The sequence below is a fragment of the Polaromonas sp. P1_F1 genome, from assembly GCF_056405795.1.
This window is the reverse complement of record NZ_JBFUBJ010000010.1, coordinates 111,610-137,401: the sequence shown is the minus strand read 5'-3', so window position 1 is coordinate 137,401 and position 25,792 is coordinate 111,610. Positions and strand designations below refer to the sequence as shown.

Here is a 25,792-nt window from a genome sequence, read left to right as displayed (position 1 = left end):
CGGCTTCAGGAACCCGCGATCTTTGCCGCCACAGCTGAAAGGTACAGCGCCTCCTGCTGCAGCGCGATTTCACGCCACTGGTAGTGTGCGGCAAAGGCCACGGCGCCGTCCGCCAGCGTTTCCCGCAACGTCGCCTGGGCAAGCAAATCGCCCAACGCCCGCGTCAGTTCACCCGCATCCCGGGGATCGTCCAGCATCAAGGCATTCACACCCTGGCTCAGCAGGCCGGAAATACCGCAGTAATTCGGCCCGCTGACCACCACCGGCAGGCCGTGGGCCATGGCCTCCAGCACCACCATCGCAAAAGTGTCCTCGAAGGTGGGGTGCACCAGGATATCGGCGGCCTCGTAGGCCGGGCTGACGTCCTTGAGCGCACCCAGGAAAAACACCCGTGCACCGAGTTTGAGTGTTCCGGCAAGTGCGCGGAATTCGGCAATATGCGCAGGGTTACCCACCACCGCCAGCACCACATCGGCTGGCAGCCGCGTCATGGCTTGCAGCAAGGCCTCCAGGCCCTTCTTGCGGTAATCGTTGCCCACAAACAGCAGGCAGGTGCCCTCTGCCGGCAACCCCAGTAGCGCCCTCGCCTGGCGTTTGCGATCAGCGTTCATCGAGCTGGGCAGCGTGATCCCCGGCGTGATCACTGAAATCGCGGCGCTGCTGTCCGGGTAAGCAGCCGCCATGATGGGCCGCAGGCTTTCGGACGTCACCACCACTTGCCGGCCCGGGCGCGGGATATAGCGCGCGCGCTCCAGTGCCAGGTAAGCCAGCAGGCGCGGGCTGGTCACGACCTTGATCCAGCGCAAGAAGCGGCGAAGGCCGCGGCGTCCCTGGAACAGGCTGTGTTTGACCGGCATCACGTGCACCGTCTGCACCTCGCCGTGCCAGGTGTTTTCATGCGAGTGCACCACGTCGAAGCCGTGCCGTGTCGCCCACCAGGTGGCCGTGGCAAACCACAGCTGATTCACCCAGCGCGGCTTGCGCAGCGGGGAAGAGACCTTGTGGTAAGTCACACCGGGCCACTTGTGGTCGATGTCCTGCGCGAACACATGCATCTCGTGCCGGGCCGAGAGCTGCTCGACGAGGGCGATGGAATAGCGCTCTGCGCCGCCGCCGGTGGGCGAGAAGGTTCGGTTGAAGACGGCGACGCGCAGTTTCCTGGAGGAAGAATCAGGCGGGCTCATTTTTTCCGGCGGTCCTCGTAGGCCGTTGCGATCTTGAGCCAGAACACCGGCAAGGTGGTCGAGCGCAGCACCGGCACCCGCGGCAGCTGCAGCAGGTTCATGCCAGCATGGCAGCGGCTGCGCTGCGTGGTGGTGGCGGTGGCAAACCCCAGCTCCCGAACCAGCTCGACGTGCCTGGCCTCGTAGTGGCCGTAGGGATAGCAGAAATGCTCGACCGGCCGGGCCAAGACGGCCTCCAGCCCGGTCTTTCCCAGCACCATCTCCTCGCGGCAGCCCGGCTCGTCGGTTTCCATTAGATTGACATGGCTGTGGGTGTGCGAGCCTATCTCCTGCCCGCCCGCCACCCATTGGCGGATCTCGGCCTCGTCCATCAGCGGGGTCTGCGGGATGCCTATGCCCCCGTCCCAGATATTGGTTTTCCCGAGCAGACCGCTGACTGCATAACAGGTCGACGAAAAGCCCTGCTTCACCAGCACCGGCAGGGCTTGGGTCAGGTTGTTGCGGTAACCGTCGTCAAATGTGATGCCAACCACCTTGCCGCTACGCTCGCCGCGCAGGTAAGGCAGCAGGCCGCTCATCGAAACGCCCGTGTAGCCCAGTCGCTTGAGCCAGGCCATTTGCCGCGCGAAAGCCGCGGGTGCCACATAGAGCCCGCGAAACGGACTGCTGCCCTTGGGCGGAGCCTCGGCAATCTGGTGGTAGACCAGGATGGGAATGGGTTGGCGGTTCTGGCTGAACATTGAAAGAGGCATGAAGGTCACAGCAGCACGATGTCGTATTGTTCCTGAGCCATCGCCGCTTCCGCCTGCAGGGAAATGGGTTTACCGATGAAGTCGCTCAGGCTGGCCAGGTGCTGGCTTTCTTCGTCGAGGAAAAGTTCAATCACCTTGGGCGAAGCCACCACCCTGAATTCGCGCGGGTTGAACTGCCGCGCTTCGCGCAGGATTTCGCGCAGGATGTCGTAGGTCACGCTCCGCGCCGTTTTAACCACGCCTTTGCCCATGCAAGCGGCGCAGGGCTCACAAAGCTGATGGGCCAGCGATTCGCGGGTGCGCTTGCGCGTCATCTCCAGCAGGCCCAGCGCAGAAAAACCGTTGACACTGGTCTTGATACGGTCTCGTGAAAGCTGTTTTTGAAATTCGGTCAGCACCGCATCTCGGTGGTTTTCCTTGATCATGTCGATGAAATCAACGATCACAATGCCGCCAAGATTGCGCAGGCGCAGCTGTCGGGCAATCGCCTGCGATGCCTCCAGGTTGGTCTTGAAAATCGTGTCGTCGAAGTTGCGGGCGCCGACAAATCCGCCGGTATTGACATCGACGGTTGTCAGCGCTTCCGTCTGGTCGATGATCAGATAACCGCCTGACTTGAGATCGACCCGCCGGCCCAGTGCTTTGGCAATTTCCTCGTCAATGTTGAACAAGTCAAAAATAGGACGTTCGCCGCCGTAGTGCTGCAGCTTCGGTTCGGTTGCCGGCATGAACTCCACAGCAAACGCCTTCAGCTTTTCAAACTGCTCACGTGAATCAATGCGGATGGTCTGCGTTTCCTCTACCACCAGGTCGCGCAGCACGCGTTGCAGCAGATTAAGGTCCTGGTGCAGCACGGAAGCGGGGGGTAAACGCACAGACGCATCCTTGATCCGTCCCCAGGTCTTGCGCAGGTAGGTGATGTCCTCTGCCAGTTCAGCGTCTGTCGCGTCCTCGCCATTGGTTCTCAGTATGAATCCGCCACCCATGTCCGCAGTCAGGGCCTGAACCCGTTGACGAAGCTCTTCGCGTTGCCTGGGGGGTATTTTTTGCGACACACCGATGTGGTTGTCTTGCGGCAAAAACACCAGCAACCGGCCGGCAATGCTGATTTGTGCCGTCAGCCGTGCGCCCTTGGTGCCTATCGGGTCCTTGAGAACCTGCACCATGACGGCCTGCCCTTCGAACAGCTGCTTTTCAATCGGTTGCAGCGACGCCATGGCCGGTGCGATAAGTCCACCGGCGGCCTGTGCGTCGGAGTCGGCATGGCGGCTGTTGATGCTGCTCATGAGGTCTGCCACGTGCAGAAAGGCTGCACGGTCCAGGCCGATGTCGATGAAGGCCGACTGCATGCCGGGCAGCACGCGGGCGACCTTGCCCAGGTACACATTGCCGACCAGGCCGCGTTCCAGGGTGCGTTCAACGTGAAGCTCCTGCACTGCGCCGTGTTCGACCCTCGCCACCCGGGTTTCCTGGGGAGACCAGTTGATCAGGATGTCTTGTTGCATGTCTTTTGGAAGATTGAGTTGGCTAGAGGCGCTAGAGACGAATACCCGCGGCCTGCAACAGCCGGGCGGTTTCCCTCAGCGGGAGCCCCATGATGCCACTGTAGGAGCCATCGATGCGGCTGATGTGCATCGCCACCCTGCCCTGCACAGCATATGCGCCGGCTTTACCCATGGGCTCGCCACTGGCCACATAACTGCGGATCTGCGCGGGCGTCAGCGCGTCAAAACTGACACGCGAAGTGCTCAGCGCCTCGAAACGACGGCGCCCGAACTGCACCGCCACCGCGGTCAGCACCCTGTGCGTGCCGTCCGAAAGCTCGCGCAGCATGCGGGCCGCGTCTTTCCCGTCCTCCGGCTTGCCGTAAATCACCCGACCCATGGCCACCGTAGTGTCCGAACAAAGGATGGGCGCCGGCGGCAGCTTGCGCCGCTTCATGCGGGCGATTGCCGCATCGAGCTTGAGGCCGGTGACACGCTGGACGTAGGTAGCGGGTGCCTCGTTTTTAAGCACCGCCTCCAGCGACTCAGCGTCCTCATCGGCGTCCGGCAGCAGCAGTTCGTGACGCACGCCGAGTTGTTCCAGCAATTGCCGTCGCCTCGGGCTTTGCGAGGCCAGGTAGATGAAGTCAGCCATGGACGGGACTATTCGCGATGATAAGGATGGTTAATGGTGATGCTCCAGGCACGGTAAAGCTGCTCAATCAGCAGCACGCGCACCATAGCATGGGGCAAGGTCAGGTCTGAGAGGCGCAGACGCTCATGCGCAGACTGTTTGAAACCGGCGTCCAGCCCGTCGGGCCCGCCGATAACGATGGCGACGTCGTCACCGGAGAGTTGCCAGGCCTTGAGCCGTTCAGCCAGTGCCACAGTAGTGACGGCCGTGCCGCGTTCATCGAGCGCCACGACGCGGGTGCCGCGGGCGATGCTGGCCTCTATGCGCCCGCGCTCAGCCGACAGCAGGTTTTCCAGGGTCTTGGAGGCGCGCGGTTCGGTCTTGACGGCTTTGAGCTCGACTTTCAACTCAGGCGGGAAGCGCTTGGCGTAGTCGTCATAGGCCGTTTGCGCCCAGTCGGGCACTTTCTGGCCGACCGCTACGATCGTGAGCCTCATTTGCTCCGGGACGGAGTTTTCCTGGCGGCGGGTTTGCGGGCTGCCGTTTTAGCGGCGGTTTTCGCTGCTGTTTTCTTCGCCGCCACCTTTTTGGCTACGGGCACTTTGACAATCGGTGTTTTAACCGCAGGCTTTGCCGATGACTTGCCAGGAGCCGCTTTGGCGCCTGCCCGTGCCGGCTTTGCGGCTGGTTCGGTAGCCGGCGTGGCGGCATTGCGCTTGGCGGTCCAGTCATTGGTCTTGCCAACACGGCCCACATAGCTTGAATCGGGGGCAGTCGGCGCCTTTGCAGGTGCTTTGGCCGCCGACTTCGCGGAGGTCTTTGCGCCTGGTTTCGCAGTTTTCGCGCCGGCGCGGGAAACCTTGGGTTTGGCTTCCAGCTCGACATCGGCCTTCGACGCCTTCACCAGCGGCGCGGGCGCGCCCAGCTTGAGTTTGATGGGCTTGTCGCCCCACAGCTCTTCCAGGTGGTAGTACTGACGAATGGTCGGCTGCATGATGTGCGCCACGGCGGCGCCGCAATCGACAATGATCCATTCCCCGTTGTCTTCGCCTTCGATGCGAGGCTTGGCAAAACCTGCGTCCCGCACGGCATCCCGCACGCTGGCGGCCAATGCCTTGGTCTGACGGTTGGAGCTGCCGGAGGCGATGATCACGCGCTCGAACAGTGACGTAATGTGCTCCGTGTCAAACACCTGGATGTCCTGCGCCTTGACGTCTTCCAGACCGTCAATGATGGCACGCTGCAGTTTCTGCACGTCCTTTTTGTCGGCGGCGGCGGAGGTTTTGACGGTGGTGGATGTCATGCAGTGTTTTGCTTCGATAAAGTGGGAAATTAATGGGAACCGTACAGCTGGTGAAGTGAAATATAACGCGCAACGGCTTCAGGGACCAACTGGGTAATTCCCCCTGTCACCGCGGCTCCGGAGGCCATTAACTGGCGAATCTGGGTGGCGCTGACAGGCATCAGGGGAAGATTGAGCAGGACAAAACGGTTGCTGCGGCTTTCGTAGGACTCAAATTGAGCTCCAGCCAGCGTGGATTGTGCGCGATCAGCTATACAAATTATAGCGAGGTCAAGAATGTCCTGCCACCGGTGCCATTGCCTGAAGACGGCAAACTGGTCTGCGCCAATGAACAGGTAAAGCTGGGCGCCCGGATTCTCCTCCTGGAGCGCCAAAAGCGTGTCAATGGTGAAAGTCGGCCCGCTGCGTTCAACCTCGCGCGCATCCACCCGAACGCCAGAAATATCGCCAAAAGCCAGTCTGGCCATGGCCAGCCGGTGAGCCGGCGCGCTCAGGGCGCGTGACTTGTGCCAGGCGTGGCCGGTCGGAACAACGTACAGGGTATCAAGGCCAAACTGCCGGATCGCCTCCTGCACCAGTGCAACGTGCGCACTGTGCGGCGGATCAAACGCACCACCAAACATGCCGATGCGCTTTTGCGCCGGTGACGGCGTTGCCATCAAACCCAGTCCCGTCTCGGCAAAAACTCCGTATACAGGCGCTCTTCAGGGCTGCCCGCCTCTACGCCCCGCTGATAAGACCAGCTCGCCAGCGGCGGCATGGACATCAGGATCGACTCCGTGCGCCCCCCGGACTGCAAACCAAAGTGCGTGCCGCGGTCCCATACAAGGTTGAACTCCACATACCGGCCCCGCCGGTAAAGCTGGAATTCGCGCTCCCGCTCGCCATGCGGTGTGTCCTTGCGCCGTTCAACGATTGGCAAATAGGCCTGCAAAAATGAGTCGGCCACACCCTGCATCAGGGCAAAGCTCCGGTCCAGCCCCAGCTCCTGGAAGTCGTCAAAGAAAACGCCGCCAATTCCGCGCTGCTCCTGCCGGTGCTTCAGGTAAAAGTACTCATCACACCATTGTTTGAACCGGGGGTACTTGTCGTCGCCAAACGGTGCCAGCGCGTCCTTGCAGGTCTGGTGGAAATGCACCGCGTCCTCTTCAAACCCGTAATAAGGCGTCAGGTCCATGCCGCCGCCAAACCAGCAGACGGGCTCGCCCGAGCCTGACACCGGGGTCGCGGCCAGCATGCGCACATTCATGTGGACTGTCGGCACGTAGGGATTACGCGGGTGAAACACCAGCGAAACCCCCAGGGCCTCAAAAGGTGCGCCTGTCAACTCCGGACGGTGCTGCGTCGCCGAAGGCGGCAGCTTGGGGCCCCGCACATGCGAGAACCCACAGCCGGCACGCTCAAACACCTGGCCCTGCTCCAGGATCATGGTGATGCCATTGCCCTGCAGCGTCTCGCCTGGCGCTTTCTGCCAATGGTCCGCCGTGAAGGACTGGCCGTCGATCCCGGAAACGGCGCCGGTGATGCGCTGCTGCAGCGCCAGCAGAAAGTCTCGAACGCCTGGAATATCGGTCATGCTGCAGTGTTACCCGAAGGGCGGAAGAAAAAACGAGCGCGCATTGCGTGATCAGGACTTGACCGCGCGCCAGCCGATGTCTTTGCGGTACTGCGCGCCATCAAATCCGATGTCCTGGGCGACTTCGTAGGCACGTTGCTGCGCGGCTTTCACCGTACTGCCGAGCGCCGTCACGCACAAAACCCGGCCGCCAGCCGTCACCGTCGCGTCGCCCTGCTTGCGAGTTCCGGCATGAAAAACCATCGAATCTTCGGCCGCATCGGTTCCTTTTTGCAGCCCATGAATCACGTCGCCCTTGCGAGGGTTCAGCGGATAGCCGTGCGCGGCCATCACCACGCCCAGGGCCGGCCGGCGGTCCCAGTCCAGCTCGATCTGGTCCAGCGCACCCGAGGTGGCGGCCATCATCACCTCATACAGGTCGGTTTTGAGGCGCATCATGATCGGCTGCGTCTCCGGGTCGCCCATGCGGCAGTTGAACTCCAGTGTTTTCGGCTTGCCTTCCGCATCAATCATCAGGCCGGCATACAAAAATCCGGTGAACGGAATGCCGTCTTTTTCCATGCCCTTGATGGTCGGCAGGATGATCTCGCGCATGGCACGGCCATGCACTTCGGGGGTAACGACCGGGGCCGGTGAATACGCGCCCATGCCGCCGGTGTTGGGACCTTCGTCACCGTCAAGCAAGCGCTTGTGGTCCTGGCTGGTCGCCATGGCGGCCACATTCTTGCCGTCACACATCACGATGAAGCTAGCTTCTTCACCCTGCAAAAATTCTTCAATCACCACGCGCGCGCCACCTTCGTTATGTGCCACGCCAAGCGGGTTGAAGTCGGGGTTCGGTGCCAGCATGAATTCAATGGCCTCGTGCGCCTCGTGCAGCGTCATGGCCACCACCACGCCCTTGCCGGCCGCAAGGCCGTCGGCCTTGACGACGATGGGGGCGCCTTTTTCGTCCACATAGGCATGGGCCGCCGCGGCGTCGGTGAAGGTTTCGTATTCGGCCGTCGGAATACCGTGGCGCTTCATGAAGGCCTTGGAGAATGCCTTGGAGCTTTCCAGCTGCGCCGCCGCCTTGGTCGGGCCAAAAACCCGCAAGCCGTGCGCTCGGAACTCGTCAACGATACCGGCCGCAAGCGGCTGCTCGGGGCCCACCACTGTCAGCGCGATCTTCTCGGTCAGCGCCCATTCGCGCAGCGCCTTCACGTCGGTGATGTCAACATTTTCAAGGCGCGCATCCAGCGCGGTACCGCCGTTGCCGGGCGCAACATACACCGCCTGAACCTTGGGAGACTGCGCCAGTTTCCAGGCCAGCGCGTGCTCACGGCCGCCGCCGCCAATAACAAGAACTTTCACGGGAGGTTCAATCTAAAAAACAGCAAATAGCTGAGGTACACAACAAGAATAAATACGATGCCGAAAATGACCTTGACGGCCACCTTGGCGCGGCGCTGCATATCCAGCGCCTGATCATTGACTTTGCCGGCTTTCACAATGTTGGCACGGGTTTCATCGACCAGCGACTTCTGCACGGCCAGGGATTCCTTCTGCAGGGCGATCGCCTCGCTGCGCAGGCGGTTTCCCTCCTGCAGCAGGGTTTCAATGCGGGCCAGCCGTTCGGAGTCATCCACAATTTCACCCACTGCCGTTCAGGTTTCGAGGGCCGCGTTGTGGAATACATCCTGGGTGTCGTCCAGGTCCTCCAGCACGTCCAGCAGTTTTTGCATCTTGCGGGCATCCTCGCCGGTCAGCTCAATCGTGTTGTCGGCGCGCATGGTGACTTCGGCAATCTCGGGCTTGAGGCCGGCGGCTTCCAGCGCGTTCCTCACGGCTTCAAAGCCCGTGTAAGGCGTCAACACCTCAATGGCACCGTCTTCATGCGTGATGACGTCGTCGGCGCCGGACTCCAGCGCGACTTCCATGATCTTGTCTTCACTGGTGCCGGGCGCAAAAATGAGCTGGCCGCAATGTTTGAACTGGAAAGCCACTGAGCCTTCGGTGCCCATGTTGCCGCCATGTTTGGAAAAAGCGTGCCGCACTTCAGCCACGGTACGCACCTTGTTATCGGTCATACAGTCCACGATGATGGCCGCGCCGCCTATGCCGTAGCCTTCGTAACGGACTTCCTCGTAATGCACGCCTTCCAGGCTGCCCGTGGCCTTGGCAATGCCGTATTTGACGTTCTCATTGGGCATGTTGGCCGCCTTGGCCTTGTCTACCGCCAGGCGCAGGCGCGGGTTCGTGCCCAGGTCGCCACCGCCCATGCGGGCCGCCACCATGATTTCACGCATTACCCGGGTCCAGATGCGCTGGCGCTTTTCATCCTGGCGCCCCTTGCGGTGTTGAATATTCGCCCATTTACTGTGACCGGCCACGAAGAATCCCTTATCAGACTGATTAATTGATTTAATCTACAACCCGCATTTTACTTTTTCACTCCAGGACACCCCATGGCCGAGCCGTTACTGATTGCCAAGCACGATTCCATCCACTGCGAGATCCTCCCCGCCCTGGCCAACCGCCATGGGCTGATCACCGGGGCCACGGGCACCGGCAAGACCGTGACGCTGCAAACACTGGCCGAAAACTTCTCGAAAATCGGCGTCCCGGTCTTCATGGCCGACGTCAAAGGGGACCTGACCGGCATCAGCCAGGCCGGCACCATCGGCGGCAAAATGGCCGGCATCCTCAAGGAACGCGGCATCGACCTCCCCGAGTCGCTGGCCTGCCCCGCCACGCTGTGGGACGTCTTCGGCGAACAGGGCCACCCCGTGCGTGCCACCATTTCCGACATGGGCCCACTGCTGCTGGGCCGCATGCTCAACCTCAACGAAACCCAGGCCGGCGTGCTCAACCTGGTGTTCAAGATCGCCGACGACAACGGCATGCTGCTGCTGGACCTGAAAGACCTGCGCGCCATGCTGCAGTACGTCGGCGACAACGCCAGCGAGTTCACCACCAAATACGGCAACGTCAGCGCCGCCAGCGTGGGCGCCATCCAGCGCGGGCTGATGCAGATCGAAAGCCAGGGCGGCGACAAGTTCTTCGGCGAGCCCATGCTCAATATCAGCGACTTCATGCAAACCGTTGATGGCAAAGGGGTGATCAACATCCTGGCGGCCGACAAGCTCATGAACTCGCCCCGCCTCTACGCCACCTTCTTGCTGTGGATGCTGTCCGAGCTGTTCGAACAACTGCCTGAAATCGGCGACCCGGACCAGCCCAAGCTCGTCTTCTTCTTCGACGAGGCCCACCTGCTCTTCAACGAAGCGCCCAAGGTGCTGGTCGAGCGCATCGAGCTGGTGGTGCGCCTGGTGCGCTCCAAGGGCGTCGGCGTGTATTTTGTGACGCAAAACCCGCTGGACATTCCCGATTCGGTGCTGGCCCAGCTCGGCAACCGGGTGCAGCACGCCCTGCGCGCCTTCACGCCGCGCGACCAGAAAGCCGTCAAGGCCACCGCCCAGACCATGCGGCAAAAGCCCGGCCTCGACATCGAAACCGCAATCACCGAACTGGCCGTCGGCGAGGCCCTGGTGAGTTTTCTCGACAGCAAAGGGCGCCCCAGCGTGACGGAACGCGTTTACGTGCTGCCGCCCGGCAGCCAGATCGGACCCATCACACCGCCACAACGCCAGCAGCTGCTGCAAAACTCGCTGGTAGCCGGCGCCTACGAAAAGACCGTGGACCGCGAGTCGGCCTACGAAGCCATCAAAGGCCGCGCGGAAGTCGCGGCCACGGAAGCGGCCAAGGCACCCCAGGGCGGCGCGGCCGGGCAAACCGATTCGGGCGGCATCATGGGCGGGCTCAACGATGTCCTGTTCGGCACCACCGGCCCGCGCGGCGGCAAGCACGACGGCCTGGCGCAAAGCATGGCCAAGTCCGCCGTGCGCACCATGGGCTCGGCCGTGGGCCGGGAAATCATCCGCGGCGTCCTCGGCAGCATTTTTGGCGGCAAAAAACGCTGAGCCCGCGCACAGGCCCGGTGCGTTCGGCCAAGCCTGTCGCAAATTAACGACCCGGCAAAACTGCCGGGCTTGTCAATCCCGGCACGCATCGCTACATTGGATTTTTTAAGGATTCGCAATGCCTGCTGAAGTTGCCGCCAAGTCACCTGATCCAAGGCCGGCCTCCCCCTCGCCTGTTTCTGCGCCTGCCTCCTCCACAGCTCCGGCCAGCCCTGCGATCTCCCACATCCGATTGACCTCTCACGCAGGAGGTTATGGCGCCCTGCCTATCCGCTGGGCCGCCGCCACTGCCGCCGAACGCGGCCCGGTGGTGGGCACCACCACCAAACGCAGCCACCGCAACGTCATCGGCACGCACAGCGGCTCGTACAGCGTCTACCGCGCGCTCGCCGTCGCTTCCGGCGCGCTCAAGGCCAGCCACAAAGCCGACCTGACGAACACCTCGCCGACCGACGTGATCGGTCCCTACCCGCAATGGAGCGAGCCCGGCCGCATCGTCGCTATGGACCCATGGGGCGCGATGGTGGCCGACGTTTTTTCCAGTGAGCTGGCAGCGGGGTACGATATCCGGCCAACCATCGCCGTAACCCAGGCCCACGTGATCCTGCCCGAGGTGATCGAAGCCCTGCAGTCGGGCAGGCTCAAGGCCGACGGCAAGTTTTTGACAGCCGGCGGCGCGGCCATGGTGACCAAGGTCGCCGTTGAACCGGTCTGGTACCTGCCCGAAATTGCCCGCCGCTTTGGCTGCAGCGAAACCGATTTGCGCCGCGTGCTGTTTGAAGAAACCGGCGGCATGTACCCCGAGCTCGTCACCCGCAGCGACCTGGAAGTCTTCCTGCCGCCCATCGGCGGCCTCACCGCCTACATTTTTGGCCGCCCGCGCGACCTGGCCAACCCCGATGTCGAACTCACCGCCCGCGTGCACGACGAATGCAACGGCTCCGACGTCTTCGGCTCCGACATCTGCACCTGCCGCCCCTACCTCACACACGCCATTGAAGAGTGCATCCAGGGTGCCCAGCGCGGCGGTGTGGGCCTGGTGTCCTATTTCCGCAAGGAAGGCCGGGCGCTAGGCGAAGTCACGAAATTCCTCGTCTACAACGCGCGCAAGCGCCAGGTCGGTGGAGACACCGCCGACCAGTACTTCAACCGCACGGAGTGCGTTGCCGGCGTACAAGACATGCGTTTCCAGGAACTTATGCCAGACGTGCTCAACTGGCTGGGCATCCGCAAAATCCACCGGCTCGTTTCCATGAGCAACATGAAGTACGACGCCATCACCCGCTCGGGCATCGAGGTAGTTCAGCGCATCAATATTCCCGAACACATGATCCCGGCCGACGCCCAGGTCGAAATGGACGCCAAGATGGCCGCAGGCTATTTCACCCCCGGCGCGGTGCCCGACGCCGAAGAACTGAAAAAAGCCAAGGGCCGGGGGCTGGATGTCTGAAACCACACCTGCTCCTGACAGTCCCAGCAACCCCGCCAACGCCACCTACACCATCGCCGGAAACCTGCGCGGGATCAGCGCCGCCGCGGAATTGCGTTCCACCAGAACCATACGCGCCCGCGCCTCTGCCCTGCTTGAGCGCGCACGCCGCGGCGAATCCGCCTGGTTTACCGTCAACGACGGCGCCATGACCACCGCCGCTGCGCTGGTTGCCGAAATCACCCGCGCCCGCTACCCGGACCTGGACATTCCGTACCACAGCCGCTGGCGACATTTTGAAGCTGGCGGCATTGACCGCCTGGGTTTACTCAATGCAGCACTGGCATCCGCCACGCCTGCCGGGCGCGCCCGCGCCCAGATTGACCTCGCGCTCATCAGCGTGCTGCTGGACGCCGGCGCCGGCGCCCAGTGGCACTACCTCGAAGCCGCCCAAGGGGAGCATCCCTGCAGCGAATACAGCCGTTCCGAGGGCCTGGGGGTGGCAAGTTTTCACGCCTTCATGGCTGGCCTCTTTTCCAGCGATCCACAGCAACCGCTGCAGGCCGATGCCCTCAAGCTCAAAACCATTACCGCAGACCAGCTTGCCCTGGCTTTTCAGGTCACGCCCGAAAACCCGCTGATCGGCCTCGAAGGCCGCGCCGCGCTGCTGCGGCGCCTCGGCCAGGCACTGCAGGACCAGCCTGCCCTCTTTGGCCAGCGCGGCCGTCCCGGCCATCTGTTTGAAGCGCTGGCGCAACCCGGGCAAAGTGCTATCGAGGCGCACGAGCTGCTGTCGGTGCTGCTCACCAGCCTCTCGTCTATCTGGCCAGCCCAAAATGTCATGGGCAACATTCCCCTGGGCGACTGCTGGCAGCACAGCGCGGCAGGCGACGATGAATCCGAAAAAGCTGGGCCCAGCCATGGCTGGATGCCTTTCCACAAGCTGTCGCAGTGGCTCACCTATTCACTGCTGGAGCCTTTCGAGTGGGCCGGTGTGCAGGTCAAAGGGCTTGATGCGCTGACCGGCCTGCCCGAATACCGCAACGGCGGCCTGTTCCTCGACGCCGGTGTGCTGGTGCTGAAAGACCCGGCCCAGGCCGGGCGCCTGCATGCCGCCGGCGACGAACTCATCGTGGAGTGGCGCGCGCTTACCGTGGCCCTTCTCGACGAGCTCGCGCCACTGGTGCGCGAGCAGCTGGGATTGACCGCCGAGCAGATGCCGCTGGCCTGCGTGCTCGAAGGCGGCACCTGGGCCGCAGGGCGTGCACTGGCACAGCAATTGCATCAAGGTTTGCCGCCCCTGAACATCGAAAGCGACGGCACCGTATTCTGAACATCGATCCCGAAAGACGCGCGGACCCGACGGGCGCCGGCACAGGTAAAAGCAGAACAAAAATAACAACCGGACAAAACAAAGACAGAACACAGAGGCACACCAAAAAATGACCATCCAGAGCAACAAGGTCCACCTGATCGACCACCCGCTGGTGCAGCACAAGCTCACCCTGATGCGCCGCAAGGACGCCTCCACCAACACCTTCCGCACACTGCTCAACGAGCTCAGCATGCTGATGGCCTACGAGGTCACGCGCGACATGCCGATGCAGGACATCGAGATCGAGACCCCGCTCGAAATCACCACCTCCAAAGTCATCGACGGTAAAAAGCTGGTGTTTGTCTCCATCCTGCGCGCCGGCAACGGCATTCTTGAGGGCATGCTCAGCGTGGTGCCCGGCGCCCGCGTCGGCCACGTCGGCCTGTACCGCGACCCGAAAACCCTGACGGCGGTCGAGTACTACTTCAAGATGCCGCACGACATGGAAGAGCGCGACATTGTCGTGGTCGACCCGATGCTCGCCACCGGCAACTCGGCCATCGCCGCAGTCGAGCGGCTCAAAGAGCTCAACCCCAAGTCCATCAAGTTCGTCTGCCTGCTGACCTGCCCGGAAGGTATCAAGGCCCTGCAGGCCGCACATCCGGACGTGCCGATCTACACCGCGGCGATCGACCGCGAGCTCAACAGCCATGGCTACATCCTGCCGGGCCTGGGCGACGCGGGCGACCGGATTTTCGGAACGAAATGAGCCCCCACGGTCGCTCACTGCGTGTAGCTCCCTGCCCCCCGAGGGGGCCGCTGCGCCTGCGGCCCGGCAAAGCCGGTTCCGCGGCCCCGACTGGCGAATTCGGGGAGCCTGCGAGCGTTTGATTTTTTGCTCCTGTTTTAGTTTTTCTGTTTGTCACCCAAAACCTGAACCTACCCGGAGGAACTCATGCACCAGACCTTCAAGCGCCGTCAACTCGTCCTATTGGCCACTGCCCTCGCAACCGCCCTGCCCGGCCTGGCACTTGCCCAGGCAGCCAAAACCAAAGTTGCGGCCATCTACACCGTGCCGTTTGAGCAGCAATGGGTCAGCCGCCTGCACAAGGCGCTCAAAGCCGCCGAAGCGCGCGGCGAGATCGAATACAAGGCGACCGAGAACGTCTCCAATGCCGACTACGAACGTGTCATGCGCGAATACGCCACGGCCGGCAACGCGCTCATCGTCGGCGAGGCTTTTGCGGTGGAAGCCGCGGCCCGCAAGGTCGCCAAGGACTTCCCGAAAGTGTCTTTTCTCATGGGCTCGTCGGGCAAGGCGCAGGCGCCCAACTTTTCGGTGTTCGACAACTACATCCAGGAACCGGCCTACCTCTCCGGCATGATCGCCGGGGGCGTGACCAAGAGCAACAAGATCGGCATGGTCGGCGGCTTCCCGATTCCCGAAGTCAACCGCCTGATGAATGCCTTCATGGCCGGCGCGAAAGAAACCAACCCCAAGGTCGAGTTCAGCGTGAGCTTCATCAACAGCTGGTTTGACCCGCCCAAAGCCAAGGAAGCCGCCTTCGCCATGATCGACAAGGGCGCCGACGTGATGTACGCCGAGCGCTTTGGCGTGAGCGACGCCGCCAAGGAAAAAGGCAAGCTGGCCATCGGCAACGTGATCAACACACAAGACAAATACCCCGACACCGTGGTGGCGTCAGCCCTCTGGAACATGGAGCCCAGCATCGACCGCGCGATCAAGGCCGTCAAGGAAGGCAAATTCAAGGCCGAAGACTACGGCCCCTATTCCATGATGAAGTACAAGGGCTCCGAACTCGCCCCACTGGGCACCTTCGAGAAAAAGGTGCCCGCCGACATCGTCGCCAAGGTCAAGGCCAAAGAGGCCGACATCCTGGCCGGCAAGTTCACCGTCAAGGTCGACGACGGCCAGCCCAAGTCCACCGCCAAATAAGGCGGCGTTTCACCGCCTCACCTGAAAGCGCCGTATGCATTCCCTGTTTTGCCTGCGGCGTTTTCTTTTCAGCCAGCCTGTTGCCTGGCGGGCCGCGGCTCCGCTGGCCTTCCTGGCCTTTCTATCATTTGGCCTGTTGGGATGCGCGGGCCCGGCGTCTGTCCCATCCAATCCATCAGGCGCAGCTGCGGGCATTCCTGTCCGGCTCGACGCCACGCCCCGCATCGCGGTGATATCGGCTTTTCAGCCCGAACTGACTCTGCTGCTCAACCGCTTGCAGGGCCCTGCCAGGCACCGCATCAACGGCGTCGATTTCACCACCGGTACCCTGCAGGGCAAGCCGGTCGTGCTGTTCCTTTCCGGCATCAGCATGGTCAATGCGTCCATGAACACGCAGCTGGTGCTGGACCGTTTCAACATCACACACATCGTCTTCAGCGGCATCGCTGGTGGCGTCAACCCGGCCCTGCACATCGGCGACGTCAGCGTACCCACCCAGTGGAGCCAATACCTGGAAGTGCTGATGGCACGCGAAACTTCGCCGGGCCGGTTCACCATCCCGCCGCGCATGGAGGCGCAGACCCTGGCGCCCTTCGGCATGCTGCACCCGCGACCGGTCGAAACGCGCACCGCCGCCAACCCGGCGCCCGTACGCAAGTTCTGGTTTGAAGCCGACCCCGCAATGCTCGAGGTTGCCAGGGGCATGGGCAACATCGAACTCGGCGCCTGCAACGCGGGGGTATGCCTCACGCACAAACCGCAATTGATGGTGGGCGGCAACGGTGTGTCGGGCCAGGCCTTTGTCGACAACGCCGCCTTCCGCGAATATGCCTTCAAGACCTTCCAGGCCAACGTACTCGACATGGAAACCGCCGCCGTGGGCATGGTGGCCTACAGCAACAGCGTGCCTTACATCGCTTTCCGCTCGCTCAGCGACCTGGCCGGCGGCGGTGAAGCGGCCAATGAAATGGTCACGTTCATGAACATCGCTGCCGACAACTCAGCCAAGGTGTTGCTGGCGTTCCTGGCCGCCTGGAAATAGCATGCCCGAGCTCACCGGCATAGACCACATCTACATTGCCGTGAGCAACATGGCCGAGTCGGAAGCGTTCTACGACAAGCTGATGCTCAAGACGCTCAGCTGCCGCAAAAACACCTTCACGATAGGCGGCGACCCGCACATCCAGTACTACAACCGCCACTTTGGTTATGTGCTGCGGCCTGCCCGCTCGCAAGCCGCGCACGACTCGTATTCGCCCGGCCTTCATCACTTCTGCCTGCGCGTAGACACTGCCGAAGACGTGGCCGAATGCGCGCGGCTGCTGCAAGCCTCCGGCATCAACGCCAGCGAGCCGCACAACCACGGCGAATACGCACCCGACTACTGGGCCACTTTTTTCACCGACCCCGACGGCCTTCGTCTGGAGATCACCAACTACCGCCAGGAGCGGCGCGACCGGCATGACCACTGGGAATCCCTCGGTTAAGCATTCGCAGCCGCCAGTGCTGCGGTCCCTGTTGATCTGAAAGCCACATTGCTAAACACTGCTTCTTTCGGATGACCGCGCCCCTTCTCCCTGTTCTACGGCTCATCTTGCTACCCGGAATGGATGGCACAGGAGATTTGCTTGCGCCGCTGGTCAACGCACTGACGCCATCCATGCACGTTGAAGTCGTGCGCTACCCTGGACATGACGCGCTGGGTTATGACGACTTGCACAAGTTCATCCTGGCGCGCATGACCGCAGCGCCATTCGTATTGCTGGGTGAATCTTTTTCCGGGCCTTTGGCCATTTCCATTGCGGCTACCCGGCCTGCCGGCTTGCGTGGAGTGATCCTGAGCTGTACTTTTGCGCAAAATCCCCGTCCTGCCTTTTCCTTTGTCTCCCATCTTGCGGACAACTGGGTGTCCCGGAAAATCCCTCCGCATCTGCTGACCCGCCTTGTCAGCCCCTTTTTGCTCGGTAGATTTGCATCTCCCCAGCTGAGAAACTCTCTTGAGCAGGCACTGCGGCAGCTTTCACCGCAAGCAATGGCCAAGCGAACTCAAGAGGTTCTTCATGTGAATGTGAGGGATAAACTCAAACAGCTCCACGTGCCGGTGATGTATCTGCAGGCAACGCAGGATCAGGTGGTTCCTGCATCTGCCGCGCAATCTCTGAAGCAAGACCTTCCGTCCATAGAGATCGTGAAAATAGAAGGTCCGCATTGCCTTTTGCAAGTCTCACCAGCTCCCGCCGCGTTGGCCATCCAGTCGTTCTGCCGCAAGCTGGGGTCTGCCTCGTCATGACTGCCCCGGTTCTTCGCCTCAGTGGCATCACCAAACGCTTCGGCCCGCTGGTTGCCAATAACGCGATTTCGCTCGAGCTGCACAGCGGCGAAATCCTCGCGCTGCTTGGTGAAAACGGTGCCGGCAAGTCCACGCTGGTGTCCATCCTCTTCGGCCACTACACAGCCGACGAAGGTGATATCGAAATCTTTGGCCAGCCGCTGCCGCCCGGCAACCCAAAGGCCGCGCTGGCAGCCGGCGTTGGCATGGTGCACCAGCATTTCACACTGGCCGACAACCTCAGCGTGCTCGACAACGTGATGCTGGGCGACGAGCCGCTGTGGCAGCTGTTTTCACGCCGCAGCGCAGCCCGCGCCAGATTGCTGGAGGTGGCACAGCGCTTTGGCTTGCCCGTGGCGCCCGATGCCAAAGTGGGCAGCCTCTCGGTCGGCGAACGCCAGCGGGTCGAGATCCTGAAAGCCCTGTACCGCGGCGCACGCATCCTGATCCTGGACGAACCCACCGCCGTGCTGACGCCGCAGGAAAGCGAGGCGCTCTTCGGCACGCTGGGCCAGATGGTGGCGCAGGGCCTGTCCATCATTTTCATCAGTCACAAGCTGGGCGAGGTGCTGCGCGTGTCAAACCGTGTGGCTGTGCTGCGCGGTGGCAAGCTGGTGGCCGAAGCACCAGCCGCCGGCACCAGCCAGGCGCAGCTGGCGCAATGGATGGTGGGCCATGCCGTCACCAGCACACAGCGCCGCCCCGCGCCGTCAACCGGCCTGCCGGTCTGCACGCTGGAAGGCGTCAGCACGGCCGATGCGGGGCAAGACCGCCTGGATGGCGTTTCCCTCGAACTCAAGGCCGGTGAAATCGTCGCCATTGCGGGTGTATCCGGCAACGGCCAGCTGGCCCTGGCCGATCTGCTGTGCGGCACCCGCACCGCCAGCCAGGGCTCCGTGACATTTCTGGGCCAGCCCATGAAGGCATCGCCGGCCTGGCTGGTCACTCAGGGCGTGGCGCGCATCCCCGAAGACCGGCATGGCGTGGGCGTGGTTGGCGACCTCAGCGTCTGGGAAAACGCCGTGTCAGAGCGCTTGCGCAGCCCGGCGTTTTCCAAAACGCTGTGGGTCAAGCGCAAGGCCGCGCAGGCCCATGCGGCCCGCATCATGCGCGAGTTTGACGTGCGCGGCGGTGGGCCGCACACCGCCGCGCGCTCTCTGTCGGGCGGCAACATGCAAAAGCTGATCCTCGGGCGGGCCCTGGTTTCCCCTTCTGCGGACGCCTCATCGCCCAGAGCGCCCGAAGCGCCGAAACTCATCGTTGCCCACCAGCCCACCTGGGGCCTGGACATCGGCGCCGTCGCTTATGTACAGCAGCAACTGATCGTTGCGCGAGACGCCGGCGCGGCCGTGCTGGTCATTTCTGACGACCTGGACGAAGTGATGGCACTCGGCGACCGTGTGGCGGTGATGCACGCGGGCCAGCTGACGGAGGCCCTGCCCGCCGAAGCCTGGACACGCGAGGCCATTGGGCTGGCGATGGCGGGGATCAACGCCGAGTCAGAGCCGGGGGTGCCAGCATGAGGCTCGAAAAGCGCACCCAGACTTCGAAGCTGGCCCTAGTGCTCGCGCCCATCGGCGCCATCGCCTTCACCCTGCTGATCAGCGCACTGCTGGTGCTATGGGCCGGCGCGCCGCTGGGCCAAACCTATGTGCTGCTGTTCAAGGGCGGCTTTGGCTCCGTCTTCGCCCTCAGCGAAACTTTCACCCGTGCGGTGCCCCTCATCCTGACCGGCCTGGCCGCCACGGTGGCCTTCAAGGCGAGGCTTTTCAACATTGGCGCGGAAGGCCAGCTTTATGCCGGCGCGCTGGCCGCCGTGGCTGTGGGCGGCATGCACGGGGGTAGCGGTTTTGATTTGCCCATCTGGCTGCTGTTCGGGCTGATGATGCTGGCCGCCGCCATTGCCGGCGCACTGCTGTTGCTGGGCCCGGCCTTGCTGAAGGCCCGCCTGGGTGTCGATGAAGTCGTCACCACCCTGTTGCTCAACTTCATCATGCTGCTGTTCGTGTCGGCGATGCTCGACGGCCCCATGAAAGACCCCACTGCCATGGGCTGGCCGCAAAGCGTGGCGCTGCAGGGCGAGCTGGAGCTTTCCAGGCTCGTCGCGCAGACACGCATCCACACCGGACTGCTGTGGGCCGCCGCGCTGGCTATAGCGCTGTGGGCCTTGCTGAAGTACACCGTACTGGGCTTTGACATACGCGCCGTGGGCGCCAACGCCAAAGCCGCGGCATTCGCCGGCGTGCCCGCCACCCGCACGGTGGTGCTGGTTGCGCTGTTGTCGGGTGCTCTGGCTGGGCTGGCCGGCGCCATTGAGGTGGCGGGCCGCACCAGCTACGTCACGCTCGACATGTCACCCGGCTACGGCTACACCGGCATCGTGATCGCCATGCTGGCCGCACTCAACCCCCTGGGCGTTCTGGCGGCAGCCGTGTTTGTGGCGGGCGTGCTGGTCGGCGCCGACACCATGAGCCGCGCCGTGGGCGTGCCCACCTATATCGCTGACGTCATCGTGGCGGCGTCGCTGATCTCGGTGCTGGTGGCCACGTTGATGACGCAATACCGGCTGGTCGTAAAAGAAAAAGGCCGGGCCGCATGAAATTCTTCAGCACCCGCGCCCTGCCAACCCATGCGGCCACTGCCGCCCGGGCTGAAGCTACACGCACAGCTCTTAAGCAAATAATAGCCAAAAGCCAATACAGACAAGCGCAACCAGCTATTAAATCCATAGCACCAGCAACCTGCAAGCCAACGGGAAAAGGCGTCCTGCATGGCTGAAATGCTCGATATCCTTACCGCAGCGCCCTTCTGGATAGCCGTGCTGCGCATCGCCACGCCGCTCATCCTTGGCACGCTGGGCGTGCTGCTGTGTGAACGCGCCGGCGTGCTCAATCTGGGCATCGAGGGCATCATGGTCGCCGGCGCCTTCAGCGGCTGGCTGGCCGTGTACGGCGGCGCGCCGCTGTGGGCAGGCGTGGGCGTGGCGGCGCTTACCGGTGCGGTGTTCGGCCTGCTGCACGCCTTCCTCACAGTCGGCCTGGCGCTGTCCCAGCACGTGTCCGGGCTTGGCATCACCTTGCTGGCCACCTCGCTCAGCTATTACGGCTACCGCGTCAGCTTTCCCAAAGTCGACACGCCACCCACCATCACACCCTTCGCCCCCATGCACTGGCTCGACGGCTTTCCCGGCGGCGGGCTGAACGTGGTGGCAGCGCAGACCTCGCTCACGTTGCTGGCACTAGCGCTGGTGCCGCTGATCGCCTGGCTGCTCTACCGCACGCCGGCGGGCCTGGCCATCCGCATGGTCGGCGAGAACCCCCAGGCCGCCGAAGGCCAGGGCGTCTCCGTCGCCGCCACCCGCACCGCCGCCATCGTGGCCGGCTCGGCGCTCATGGGCGTGGCGGGCTCCTTCCTCACGCTGTCGGCGTTTAACGCCTTTTTCTTCAACATGGTCAATGGCCGCGGCTGGGTGTGTGTGGCACTGGTGGTGTTTGCCTCCTGGCGGCCCGGCAAGGCGCTGCTGGGCGCGCTGCTGTTCGCTTTCTTCGACGCACTGCAGCTGCGCCTGCAAACCTCGGGCATCGTGAATGTGCCCTATCAGGTGTACCTGATGCTGCCCTACGCCCTTTCCATCCTGGCGCTGGTGCTGGTGGCGCGCAAGGCGGCGTATCCTCAGGCGTTGATGAAACCTTACCGAAAAGGCGAACGCTGATGATGACGACACCCCTTGCCCCACGCGGCACACTGCTGGCAGCCTTGCTGGCACTGGGCTGCGCCAACGCGCAGGCACTGGGCAGTGACTACAGCTACGACAGCTTCAAGACGCCTGACGCCGTCAGCTGGGTGCAAATGTGCGGCACATGGGGCAAAGGCCGCCAGGGCACCTACCGCGTCGTGCACGCAGACCAGTACGCACAATCATTCCTCTACATCCAGTGGATGACACGCGATGCCAATGGCAGCCTGCATGCCGGGCACACCGTGGGGATCGCCGAATTGAACAACGACCACTCGGAAATCATGCTCAGCGGTCTCACCTGCCGCACAACGCCACGCGGCATTGTGCTCACGGCGCGCGCCGCCTCCGGCCATGACGACAGGCTGCGCCGCGTCACCATCGAGGTCGGTCCAGAAATCGGCCAGTATCGCTACCGCAAAGGAGAGCGTTAGTCCATGCGCAGCACGCCCTCAGGCCACGTCGCCGTCCCTCCCGCCTTTCTGGCAGGCGCGCGCGTACGCCTGCGCCCCTGGGTGGCCGATGACCGCACTCCCTTTGCCGCACTGAATGCAGACCCCAAGGTCATGGAACACTTTCCCGCGACGCTTACACGCGCGCAAAGTGACGCGCTGGTTGACCGCATCAGCACCTCGATCACCGAACGTGGCTGGGGCCTGTGGGCAGCGGAATACCGGCCAGCGGGCACCCATGCACCTCAGTTCATCGGCTTCGTGGGCCTGAACAGCCCGACCGCGGATCTGCCCTTCAACCCTTGCGTTGAAATCGGCTGGCGCCTGGCCCAGCCCTATTGGGGCCACGGCCTAGCCCAGGAAGCCGCACGCCTGGCGCTGCGCATCGGGTTTGACGTCTTGCAGCTGGACGAAATCGTGGCCTTCACCAGCCTCAACAACGCTCGCTCCCGCGCCGTAATGCACCGTTTGGGAATGCAGGAAAGCCCCGGTGAACAGTTTGACCACCCTTCCGTACCAGCCGACAGCCCGGTGCGGCGACACCGCCTGTACCGCTTGCCCCAAAAAGATTGGGGCAAAACCACGCGCGACAACACAGCGCCCACAGCCTGACCGCGCAGAAGAAATGGAGCACCTTTCCCATGCTTGACCTGCTGATCAACAACACCAGCCTGCCCGACGGCCGCACCGGCATGACCATCGCCGTCCAGAACGGCAAAATCGCCGAAGTCGCACCTGGTGGCCTGCGCGCGCAAGCCCATGAAACGGTAGACGCCGGTGGCTACCTGCTGAGCCCGCCTTTTGTCGACCCGCACTTCCACATGGACGCCACGCTCAGTTACGGCCTGCCACGTGTCAATGAAAGCGGGACGCTGCTCGAAGGCATCGCGCTTTGGGGTGAACTGAAGCCCCTGCTCACAGCCGAAGCGCTTATCGAACGCGCCCTCACCTACTGCGACTGGGCCGTCGCCAAAGGGCTGTTGGCCATTCGCAGCCACGTGGACACCAGCGAACCCAGCCTATTGGCGGTAGACGCATTGCTTGAAGTCAAAAAGCAGGTCGCCCCATACATCGACCTGCAACTGGTCGCCTTCCCGCAAGACGGCGTGCTGCGAACAAAAGGCGGTATCAACAACCTGGAGCGCGCACTCGACAAGGGCGTGGACGTGGTCGGCGGCATCCCCCACTTTGAACGCACCATGGCCGACGGCGCAGCCAGCGTGAAGTTGCTGTGCGAGATTGCGGCCGAACGCGGCCTGCTGGTCGACATGCACTGCGATGAATCCGACGACCCGCTCTCCCGCCATATCGAAACCCTGGCCGACGAAACCCAGCGCCTGGGCCTGCAGGGCCGCGTCAACGGCAGCCACTGCACCTCCATGCACAGCATGGACAACTACTATGTCAGCAAGCTGCTGCCGCTTATCGCCGAGAGTGGCGTCAGCGTCATCGCCAACCCGCTGATCAATATCACCCTGCAAGGCCGCCACGACACGTACCCGAAGCGCCGCGGCATGACCCGCGTGCCCGAACTCATAGCCGCCGGTGTCAACGTCGCCTTCGGTCACGACTGCGTGATGGACCCCTGGTACGGCATGGGCAGCGGCGACATGCTGGAAGTGGCGCACATGGGCCTGCACGTGGCGCAAATGACCAGCCAGAAAGGCATACGCCAGTGCTTCGACGCGGTGACGGTCAATGCCGCCAGGGTCATGCATTTGCAGRGCTATGGCCTGGACGTAGGCTGCGACGCGAGCTTTGTGTTGCTGCAGGCGCGCGACCCGGTGGAGGCAATCCGCTTGCGGGCGAACCGATTAAAAGTGTGGAAGAAGGGCCAATTGCTGGCGCAAACCCCGGAGGTGGTGGCAACGCTCCACTTGCCCGGCCGTCCCGATATCACCTCATTCCAGACTAGCTCGTAAAGACCCAACGCCAGCCACGTTCCCAGCGGAATCGTTGGCTAAGGCACGACGGCGTGCTCACACTCCAATCGGCAATTGGGCAATATTGGCAATTGGGCCTCCCGCTGCCAAAGCTCCCCTAAACAGATGATGCGCCATGAGCTCGGCTCACCAAGAATCAAGCGCCACACATCAAAAAAAGGGGGGATCCCATGCTCAAACTCTCGATTCTGACGGCCGCGTCGCTGGCCCTTGCCGGTTGCACGACCCAACTACAAACAAAACCTGTATCGAAAGAGGCGGATGCGACGGTCGGTGTGCTCTACAACCTGCCTATGGCAGCTTTCGACGCTGAAGCCAGGTTTCTTGTCAAGGGATGCTCAATATTGTCACCAGGTGGTGCCCCAGTCTTGGCGTACGAGTTAGTTGCGGGCTCAGCGGTACTCCATTTGGAGCCTGATCCACTCGAAACCTACAGCCTTCGCTACGAGTTGCTCAACTCACCCATGAAGGTTACCGCTGCCACCATCAAACTTCACCCGAACGGGATGATCAAGTCGCTGAGCGCCGAAGCTGATGATCGAACGGCTCAGGTAATTGCTTCTGTCTCGGGTACGGTATTAAATCTGGCTAAGGCGGTTGCGCTAGCGGGCGTGTCAGCAACCTCTGCCTCGGCATACGGCGATTGCGCAGATTTCATGACTGAGCGAATTGCGGAACGGCAAAAGATCTTGAGCAAAGATTTGCCTCTTCTGAAGGCAGCGGATAAGGACCAAAAAGACGACAAAGCCTTAGCTGCAGTCTGGACGAAGAAATTGAAGATTGAGCAAGATAAGCTTGCAAAAGTACGTGAGCGTAAAAGTAAGAGCCGGGACGTCGACGTTAAGCAACTGCTGCTTCAAATCGCAGATATCCAGTTCCAGATCGATTTGGCAACTGTGGACGGTCGAAAAGCAAAGAATCTGGTTCTTCAGGCTCGTCTGGCTTCTCTCACGGAGGACTTGACTACGACAGCCAGGTATGTAGGCTGGTCCCCTCGGCAGTCCAATGGCGAGAAAGTCTGCCAGGAATTCTCCTCTAGTCAAGCGGAATACTGGACCAGGCTCGCGACATCCAGCTTCGCACCCGACACGGCCAAACCGGCGGATGGAAAGCTTTTTTCTGCAGAGATATGTGTGCAAGTTCCCGAAAGAGCTCGAAAAGCCGGTGCAGCCACTGACGTCGTGGCAGGCGTGAAGGACGCTGAGTACGCAGGGGTTGTTTACCTGCTGCCATCGACGGGCTATGTTTTCGTAGGTGATAAAACCCAAAATGGCGTCAAATTTTATTCAGCAAACTCTGTAAGCCTGCCTCAATTTGGCGCCAAAGGCTTGGTGTGGTTGAAAAACGAGCCATTTGATAACAACTCGGTAAATGCTTCTTTCAACGAAGACGGATCAATGAGTGAGTTGAGCTTCAAAGCGGCCGCGAGGGCTGAGCGGGGGGCCGCTGCTGCATCGGATACGGCCAAATCCCTTGCAGATTTAATGCAACTGCGCGTCGATACCTTGAAAGCTAAAGCAGCGGCCACTGATGAAAGGCAAAAGAAAGAGCAGCAGAATCAGATCAATGCCATCGATTCCCAGATTGCTCTAACGACCAAACAAAATGAACTTGACCTGGCGAAGGCTTCGGCGGGTGACCCGCTTACAAAAGAGAAAGCCCTGCTCCAGAAGCAGATCGAAGTAGAAACGCTTAAACAGCAGTACGACGCACTTCTCAAGAAGAAAGTCGAGTAG

The 25,792-nt window shown here is 62.2% G+C and carries 26 protein-coding genes; 15 read left to right on the top strand and 11 right to left on the bottom strand.

All coding sequences use genetic code 11. From position 1 onward, the window contains the following. Window positions 1-5 precede the first annotated feature (5 nt). From AC1DZE_RS21615 to AC1DZE_RS21565, 11 genes are read right to left on the bottom strand one after another with little or no spacing between them, the layout of a single operon-like run. Window positions 6-1,184, bottom strand: coding sequence for a glycosyltransferase family 4 protein (locus tag AC1DZE_RS21615; RefSeq protein WP_477700530.1), 1,179 nt, complete (start codon window positions 1,182-1,184; stop codon window positions 6-8). Then, window positions 1,181-1,936: a polysaccharide deacetylase family protein gene (locus AC1DZE_RS21610; protein WP_477673921.1), complete on the bottom strand. Its 756-nt coding sequence runs from the start codon at window positions 1,934-1,936 to the stop codon at window positions 1,181-1,183. Before AC1DZE_RS21610 ends, AC1DZE_RS21615 begins: the two co-directional genes overlap by 4 nt. Window positions 1,937-1,941: 5 nt before the next feature. Further along, window positions 1,942-3,441, bottom strand: a complete 1,500-nt coding sequence (rng, locus tag AC1DZE_RS21605) for a ribonuclease G (protein WP_477700529.1) — start codon at window positions 3,439-3,441, stop codon at window positions 1,942-1,944. A 31-nt stretch (window positions 3,442-3,472) separates the two neighbouring features. Further along, complete coding sequence (locus AC1DZE_RS21600) at window positions 3,473-4,075, bottom strand: Maf family protein (RefSeq protein WP_477669488.1); 603 nt, start codon at window positions 4,073-4,075, stop codon at window positions 3,473-3,475. An 8-nt stretch (window positions 4,076-4,083) separates the two neighbouring features. Continuing rightward, on the bottom strand, window positions 4,084-4,551 hold the full coding sequence (rlmH, locus tag AC1DZE_RS21595) for a 23S rRNA (pseudouridine(1915)-N(3))-methyltransferase RlmH (protein WP_477659088.1): 468 nt from the start codon (window positions 4,549-4,551) through the stop codon (window positions 4,084-4,086). Then, window positions 4,548-5,357 (bottom strand): ribosome silencing factor, encoded by an 810-nt coding sequence (rsfS, locus tag AC1DZE_RS21590; protein WP_477673477.1) that lies wholly within the window; start codon window positions 5,355-5,357, stop codon window positions 4,548-4,550. The genes rlmH and rsfS overlap by 4 nt, the downstream gene beginning before the upstream one ends. A gap of 29 nt (window positions 5,358-5,386) precedes the next feature. After that, window positions 5,387-6,016 (bottom strand): nicotinate (nicotinamide) nucleotide adenylyltransferase, encoded by a 630-nt coding sequence (nadD, locus tag AC1DZE_RS21585; protein ID WP_477649511.1) that lies wholly within the window; start codon window positions 6,014-6,016, stop codon window positions 5,387-5,389. Then, window positions 6,016-6,933, bottom strand: coding sequence for an oxygen-dependent coproporphyrinogen oxidase (hemF, locus tag AC1DZE_RS21580; RefSeq protein ID WP_477669486.1), 918 nt, complete (start codon window positions 6,931-6,933; stop codon window positions 6,016-6,018). Before hemF ends, nadD begins: the two co-directional genes overlap by 1 nt. A 51-nt stretch (window positions 6,934-6,984) precedes the next feature. Further along, window positions 6,985-8,286: a phosphoribosylamine--glycine ligase gene (purD, locus tag AC1DZE_RS21575; RefSeq protein ID WP_477669485.1), complete on the bottom strand. Its 1,302-nt coding sequence runs from the start codon at window positions 8,284-8,286 to the stop codon at window positions 6,985-6,987. After that, the gene (locus AC1DZE_RS21570; protein WP_477669484.1) at window positions 8,283-8,573 is read right to left on the bottom strand and encodes a hypothetical protein; all 291 of its coding nucleotides are present in this window, start codon (window positions 8,571-8,573) and stop codon (window positions 8,283-8,285) included. The genes purD and AC1DZE_RS21570 overlap by 4 nt, the downstream gene beginning before the upstream one ends. A 6-nt stretch (window positions 8,574-8,579) precedes the next feature. Further along, a complete protein-coding gene (locus AC1DZE_RS21565) occupies window positions 8,580-9,305 on the bottom strand; it encodes a YebC/PmpR family DNA-binding transcriptional regulator (protein WP_477669483.1) in 726 nt (241 codons plus the stop codon). Window positions 9,306-9,380: 75 nt separating this feature from the next. Between AC1DZE_RS21565 and AC1DZE_RS21560 the strand changes: the two genes are divergently transcribed. The 15 genes from AC1DZE_RS21560 to AC1DZE_RS21490 all read left to right on the top strand — a co-directional run bounded on the left by AC1DZE_RS21560 (window position 9,381) and on the right by AC1DZE_RS21490 (window position 25,792). Then, complete coding sequence (locus AC1DZE_RS21560) at window positions 9,381-10,895, top strand: helicase HerA-like C-terminal domain-containing protein (protein ID WP_477669482.1); 1,515 nt, start codon at window positions 9,381-9,383, stop codon at window positions 10,893-10,895. 118 nt (window positions 10,896-11,013) lie between these two features. Then, a complete protein-coding gene (locus AC1DZE_RS21555; RefSeq protein ID WP_477700528.1) occupies window positions 11,014-12,345 on the top strand; it encodes a GTP cyclohydrolase II in 1,332 nt (443 codons plus the stop codon). Then, a complete protein-coding gene (locus tag AC1DZE_RS21550) occupies window positions 12,338-13,657 on the top strand; it encodes a URC4/urg3 family protein (RefSeq protein WP_457280810.1) in 1,320 nt (439 codons plus the stop codon). Before AC1DZE_RS21555 ends, AC1DZE_RS21550 begins: the two co-directional genes overlap by 8 nt. Before the next feature lie 109 nt (window positions 13,658-13,766). Beyond that, the gene (gene upp / locus AC1DZE_RS21545; protein ID WP_477669479.1) at window positions 13,767-14,408 is read left to right on the top strand and encodes a uracil phosphoribosyltransferase; all 642 of its coding nucleotides are present in this window, start codon (window positions 13,767-13,769) and stop codon (window positions 14,406-14,408) included. A 186-nt stretch (window positions 14,409-14,594) separates the two neighbouring features. Beyond that, a complete protein-coding gene (locus tag AC1DZE_RS21540) occupies window positions 14,595-15,596 on the top strand; it encodes a BMP family protein (RefSeq protein WP_477700527.1) in 1,002 nt (333 codons plus the stop codon). A 34-nt stretch (window positions 15,597-15,630) separates the two neighbouring features. After that, window positions 15,631-16,638: a 5'-methylthioadenosine/S-adenosylhomocysteine nucleosidase gene (locus AC1DZE_RS21535; protein WP_477669477.1), complete on the top strand. Its 1,008-nt coding sequence runs from the start codon at window positions 15,631-15,633 to the stop codon at window positions 16,636-16,638. Between the two features lies 1 nt (window position 16,639). Continuing rightward, on the top strand, window positions 16,640-17,083 hold the full coding sequence (locus tag AC1DZE_RS21530) for a VOC family protein (RefSeq protein WP_477700526.1): 444 nt from the start codon (window positions 16,640-16,642) through the stop codon (window positions 17,081-17,083). Window positions 17,084-17,202: 119 nt separating this feature from the next. After that, on the top strand, window positions 17,203-17,886 hold the full coding sequence (locus AC1DZE_RS21525) for an alpha/beta fold hydrolase (protein WP_477669475.1): 684 nt from the start codon (window positions 17,203-17,205) through the stop codon (window positions 17,884-17,886). Next, window positions 17,883-19,448, top strand: a complete 1,566-nt coding sequence (locus AC1DZE_RS21520; protein WP_477700525.1) for an ABC transporter ATP-binding protein — start codon at window positions 17,883-17,885, stop codon at window positions 19,446-19,448. Before AC1DZE_RS21525 ends, AC1DZE_RS21520 begins: the two co-directional genes overlap by 4 nt. Then, window positions 19,445-20,524: an ABC transporter permease gene (locus tag AC1DZE_RS21515; protein ID WP_477673204.1), complete on the top strand. Its 1,080-nt coding sequence runs from the start codon at window positions 19,445-19,447 to the stop codon at window positions 20,522-20,524. Before AC1DZE_RS21520 ends, AC1DZE_RS21515 begins: the two co-directional genes overlap by 4 nt. Window positions 20,525-20,695: 171 nt before the next feature. Beyond that, window positions 20,696-21,637 (top strand): ABC transporter permease, encoded by a 942-nt coding sequence (locus AC1DZE_RS21510; protein ID WP_477669472.1) that lies wholly within the window; start codon window positions 20,696-20,698, stop codon window positions 21,635-21,637. Then, window positions 21,637-22,095: a hypothetical protein gene (locus tag AC1DZE_RS21505; RefSeq protein ID WP_477669471.1), complete on the top strand. Its 459-nt coding sequence runs from the start codon at window positions 21,637-21,639 to the stop codon at window positions 22,093-22,095. The genes AC1DZE_RS21510 and AC1DZE_RS21505 overlap by 1 nt, the downstream gene beginning before the upstream one ends. 3 nt (window positions 22,096-22,098) lie before the next feature. Continuing rightward, window positions 22,099-22,725 (top strand): GNAT family N-acetyltransferase, encoded by a 627-nt coding sequence (locus AC1DZE_RS21500; protein WP_477700524.1) that lies wholly within the window; start codon window positions 22,099-22,101, stop codon window positions 22,723-22,725. Window positions 22,726-22,754: 29 nt separating this feature from the next. Next, complete coding sequence (locus tag AC1DZE_RS21495) at window positions 22,755-24,035, top strand: amidohydrolase family protein (protein WP_477700523.1); 1,281 nt, start codon at window positions 22,755-22,757, stop codon at window positions 24,033-24,035. A 191-nt stretch (window positions 24,036-24,226) separates the two neighbouring features. After that, on the top strand, window positions 24,227-25,792 hold the full coding sequence (locus tag AC1DZE_RS21490) for a hypothetical protein (RefSeq protein ID WP_477700522.1): 1,566 nt from the start codon (window positions 24,227-24,229) through the stop codon (window positions 25,790-25,792).

Coding starts and splice junctions, on each gene's coding strand:
- AC1DZE_RS21615 (WP_477700530.1), bottom strand. CDS start 1,184: ATGAGCCCGCCTGATTCTTCCTCCAGGAAACTGCGCGTCGCCGTCTTC.
- AC1DZE_RS21610 (WP_477673921.1), bottom strand. CDS start 1,936: ATGCCTCTTTCAATGTTCAGCCAGAACCGCCAACCCATTCCCATCCTG.
- rng (WP_477700529.1), bottom strand. CDS start 3,441: ATGCAACAAGACATCCTGATCAACTGGTCTCCCCAGGAAACCCGGGTG.
- AC1DZE_RS21600 (WP_477669488.1), bottom strand. CDS start 4,075: ATGGCTGACTTCATCTACCTGGCCTCGCAAAGCCCGAGGCGACGGCAA.
- rlmH (WP_477659088.1), bottom strand. CDS start 4,551: ATGAGGCTCACGATCGTAGCGGTCGGCCAGAAAGTGCCCGACTGGGCG.
- rsfS (WP_477673477.1), bottom strand. CDS start 5,357: ATGACATCCACCACCGTCAAAACCTCCGCCGCCGCCGACAAAAAGGAC.
- nadD (WP_477649511.1), bottom strand. CDS start 6,016: ATGGCAACGCCGTCACCGGCGCAAAAGCGCATCGGCATGTTTGGTGGT.
- hemF (WP_477669486.1), bottom strand. CDS start 6,933: ATGACCGATATTCCAGGCGTTCGAGACTTTCTGCTGGCGCTGCAGCAG.
- AC1DZE_RS21560 (WP_477669482.1), top strand. CDS start 9,381: ATGGCCGAGCCGTTACTGATTGCCAAGCACGATTCCATCCACTGCGAG.
- AC1DZE_RS21555 (WP_477700528.1), top strand. CDS start 11,014: ATGCCTGCTGAAGTTGCCGCCAAGTCACCTGATCCAAGGCCGGCCTCC.
- AC1DZE_RS21550 (WP_457280810.1), top strand. CDS start 12,338: ATGTCTGAAACCACACCTGCTCCTGACAGTCCCAGCAACCCCGCCAAC.
- upp (WP_477669479.1), top strand. CDS start 13,767: ATGACCATCCAGAGCAACAAGGTCCACCTGATCGACCACCCGCTGGTG.
- AC1DZE_RS21540 (WP_477700527.1), top strand. CDS start 14,595: ATGCACCAGACCTTCAAGCGCCGTCAACTCGTCCTATTGGCCACTGCC.
- AC1DZE_RS21535 (WP_477669477.1), top strand. CDS start 15,631: ATGCATTCCCTGTTTTGCCTGCGGCGTTTTCTTTTCAGCCAGCCTGTT.
- AC1DZE_RS21530 (WP_477700526.1), top strand. CDS start 16,640: ATGCCCGAGCTCACCGGCATAGACCACATCTACATTGCCGTGAGCAAC.
- AC1DZE_RS21525 (WP_477669475.1), top strand. CDS start 17,203: ATGGATGGCACAGGAGATTTGCTTGCGCCGCTGGTCAACGCACTGACG.
- AC1DZE_RS21520 (WP_477700525.1), top strand. CDS start 17,883: ATGACTGCCCCGGTTCTTCGCCTCAGTGGCATCACCAAACGCTTCGGC.
- AC1DZE_RS21515 (WP_477673204.1), top strand. CDS start 19,445: ATGAGGCTCGAAAAGCGCACCCAGACTTCGAAGCTGGCCCTAGTGCTC.
- AC1DZE_RS21510 (WP_477669472.1), top strand. CDS start 20,696: ATGGCTGAAATGCTCGATATCCTTACCGCAGCGCCCTTCTGGATAGCC.
- AC1DZE_RS21505 (WP_477669471.1), top strand. CDS start 21,637: ATGATGACGACACCCCTTGCCCCACGCGGCACACTGCTGGCAGCCTTG.
- AC1DZE_RS21500 (WP_477700524.1), top strand. CDS start 22,099: ATGCGCAGCACGCCCTCAGGCCACGTCGCCGTCCCTCCCGCCTTTCTG.
- AC1DZE_RS21490 (WP_477700522.1), top strand. CDS start 24,227: ATGCTCAAACTCTCGATTCTGACGGCCGCGTCGCTGGCCCTTGCCGGT.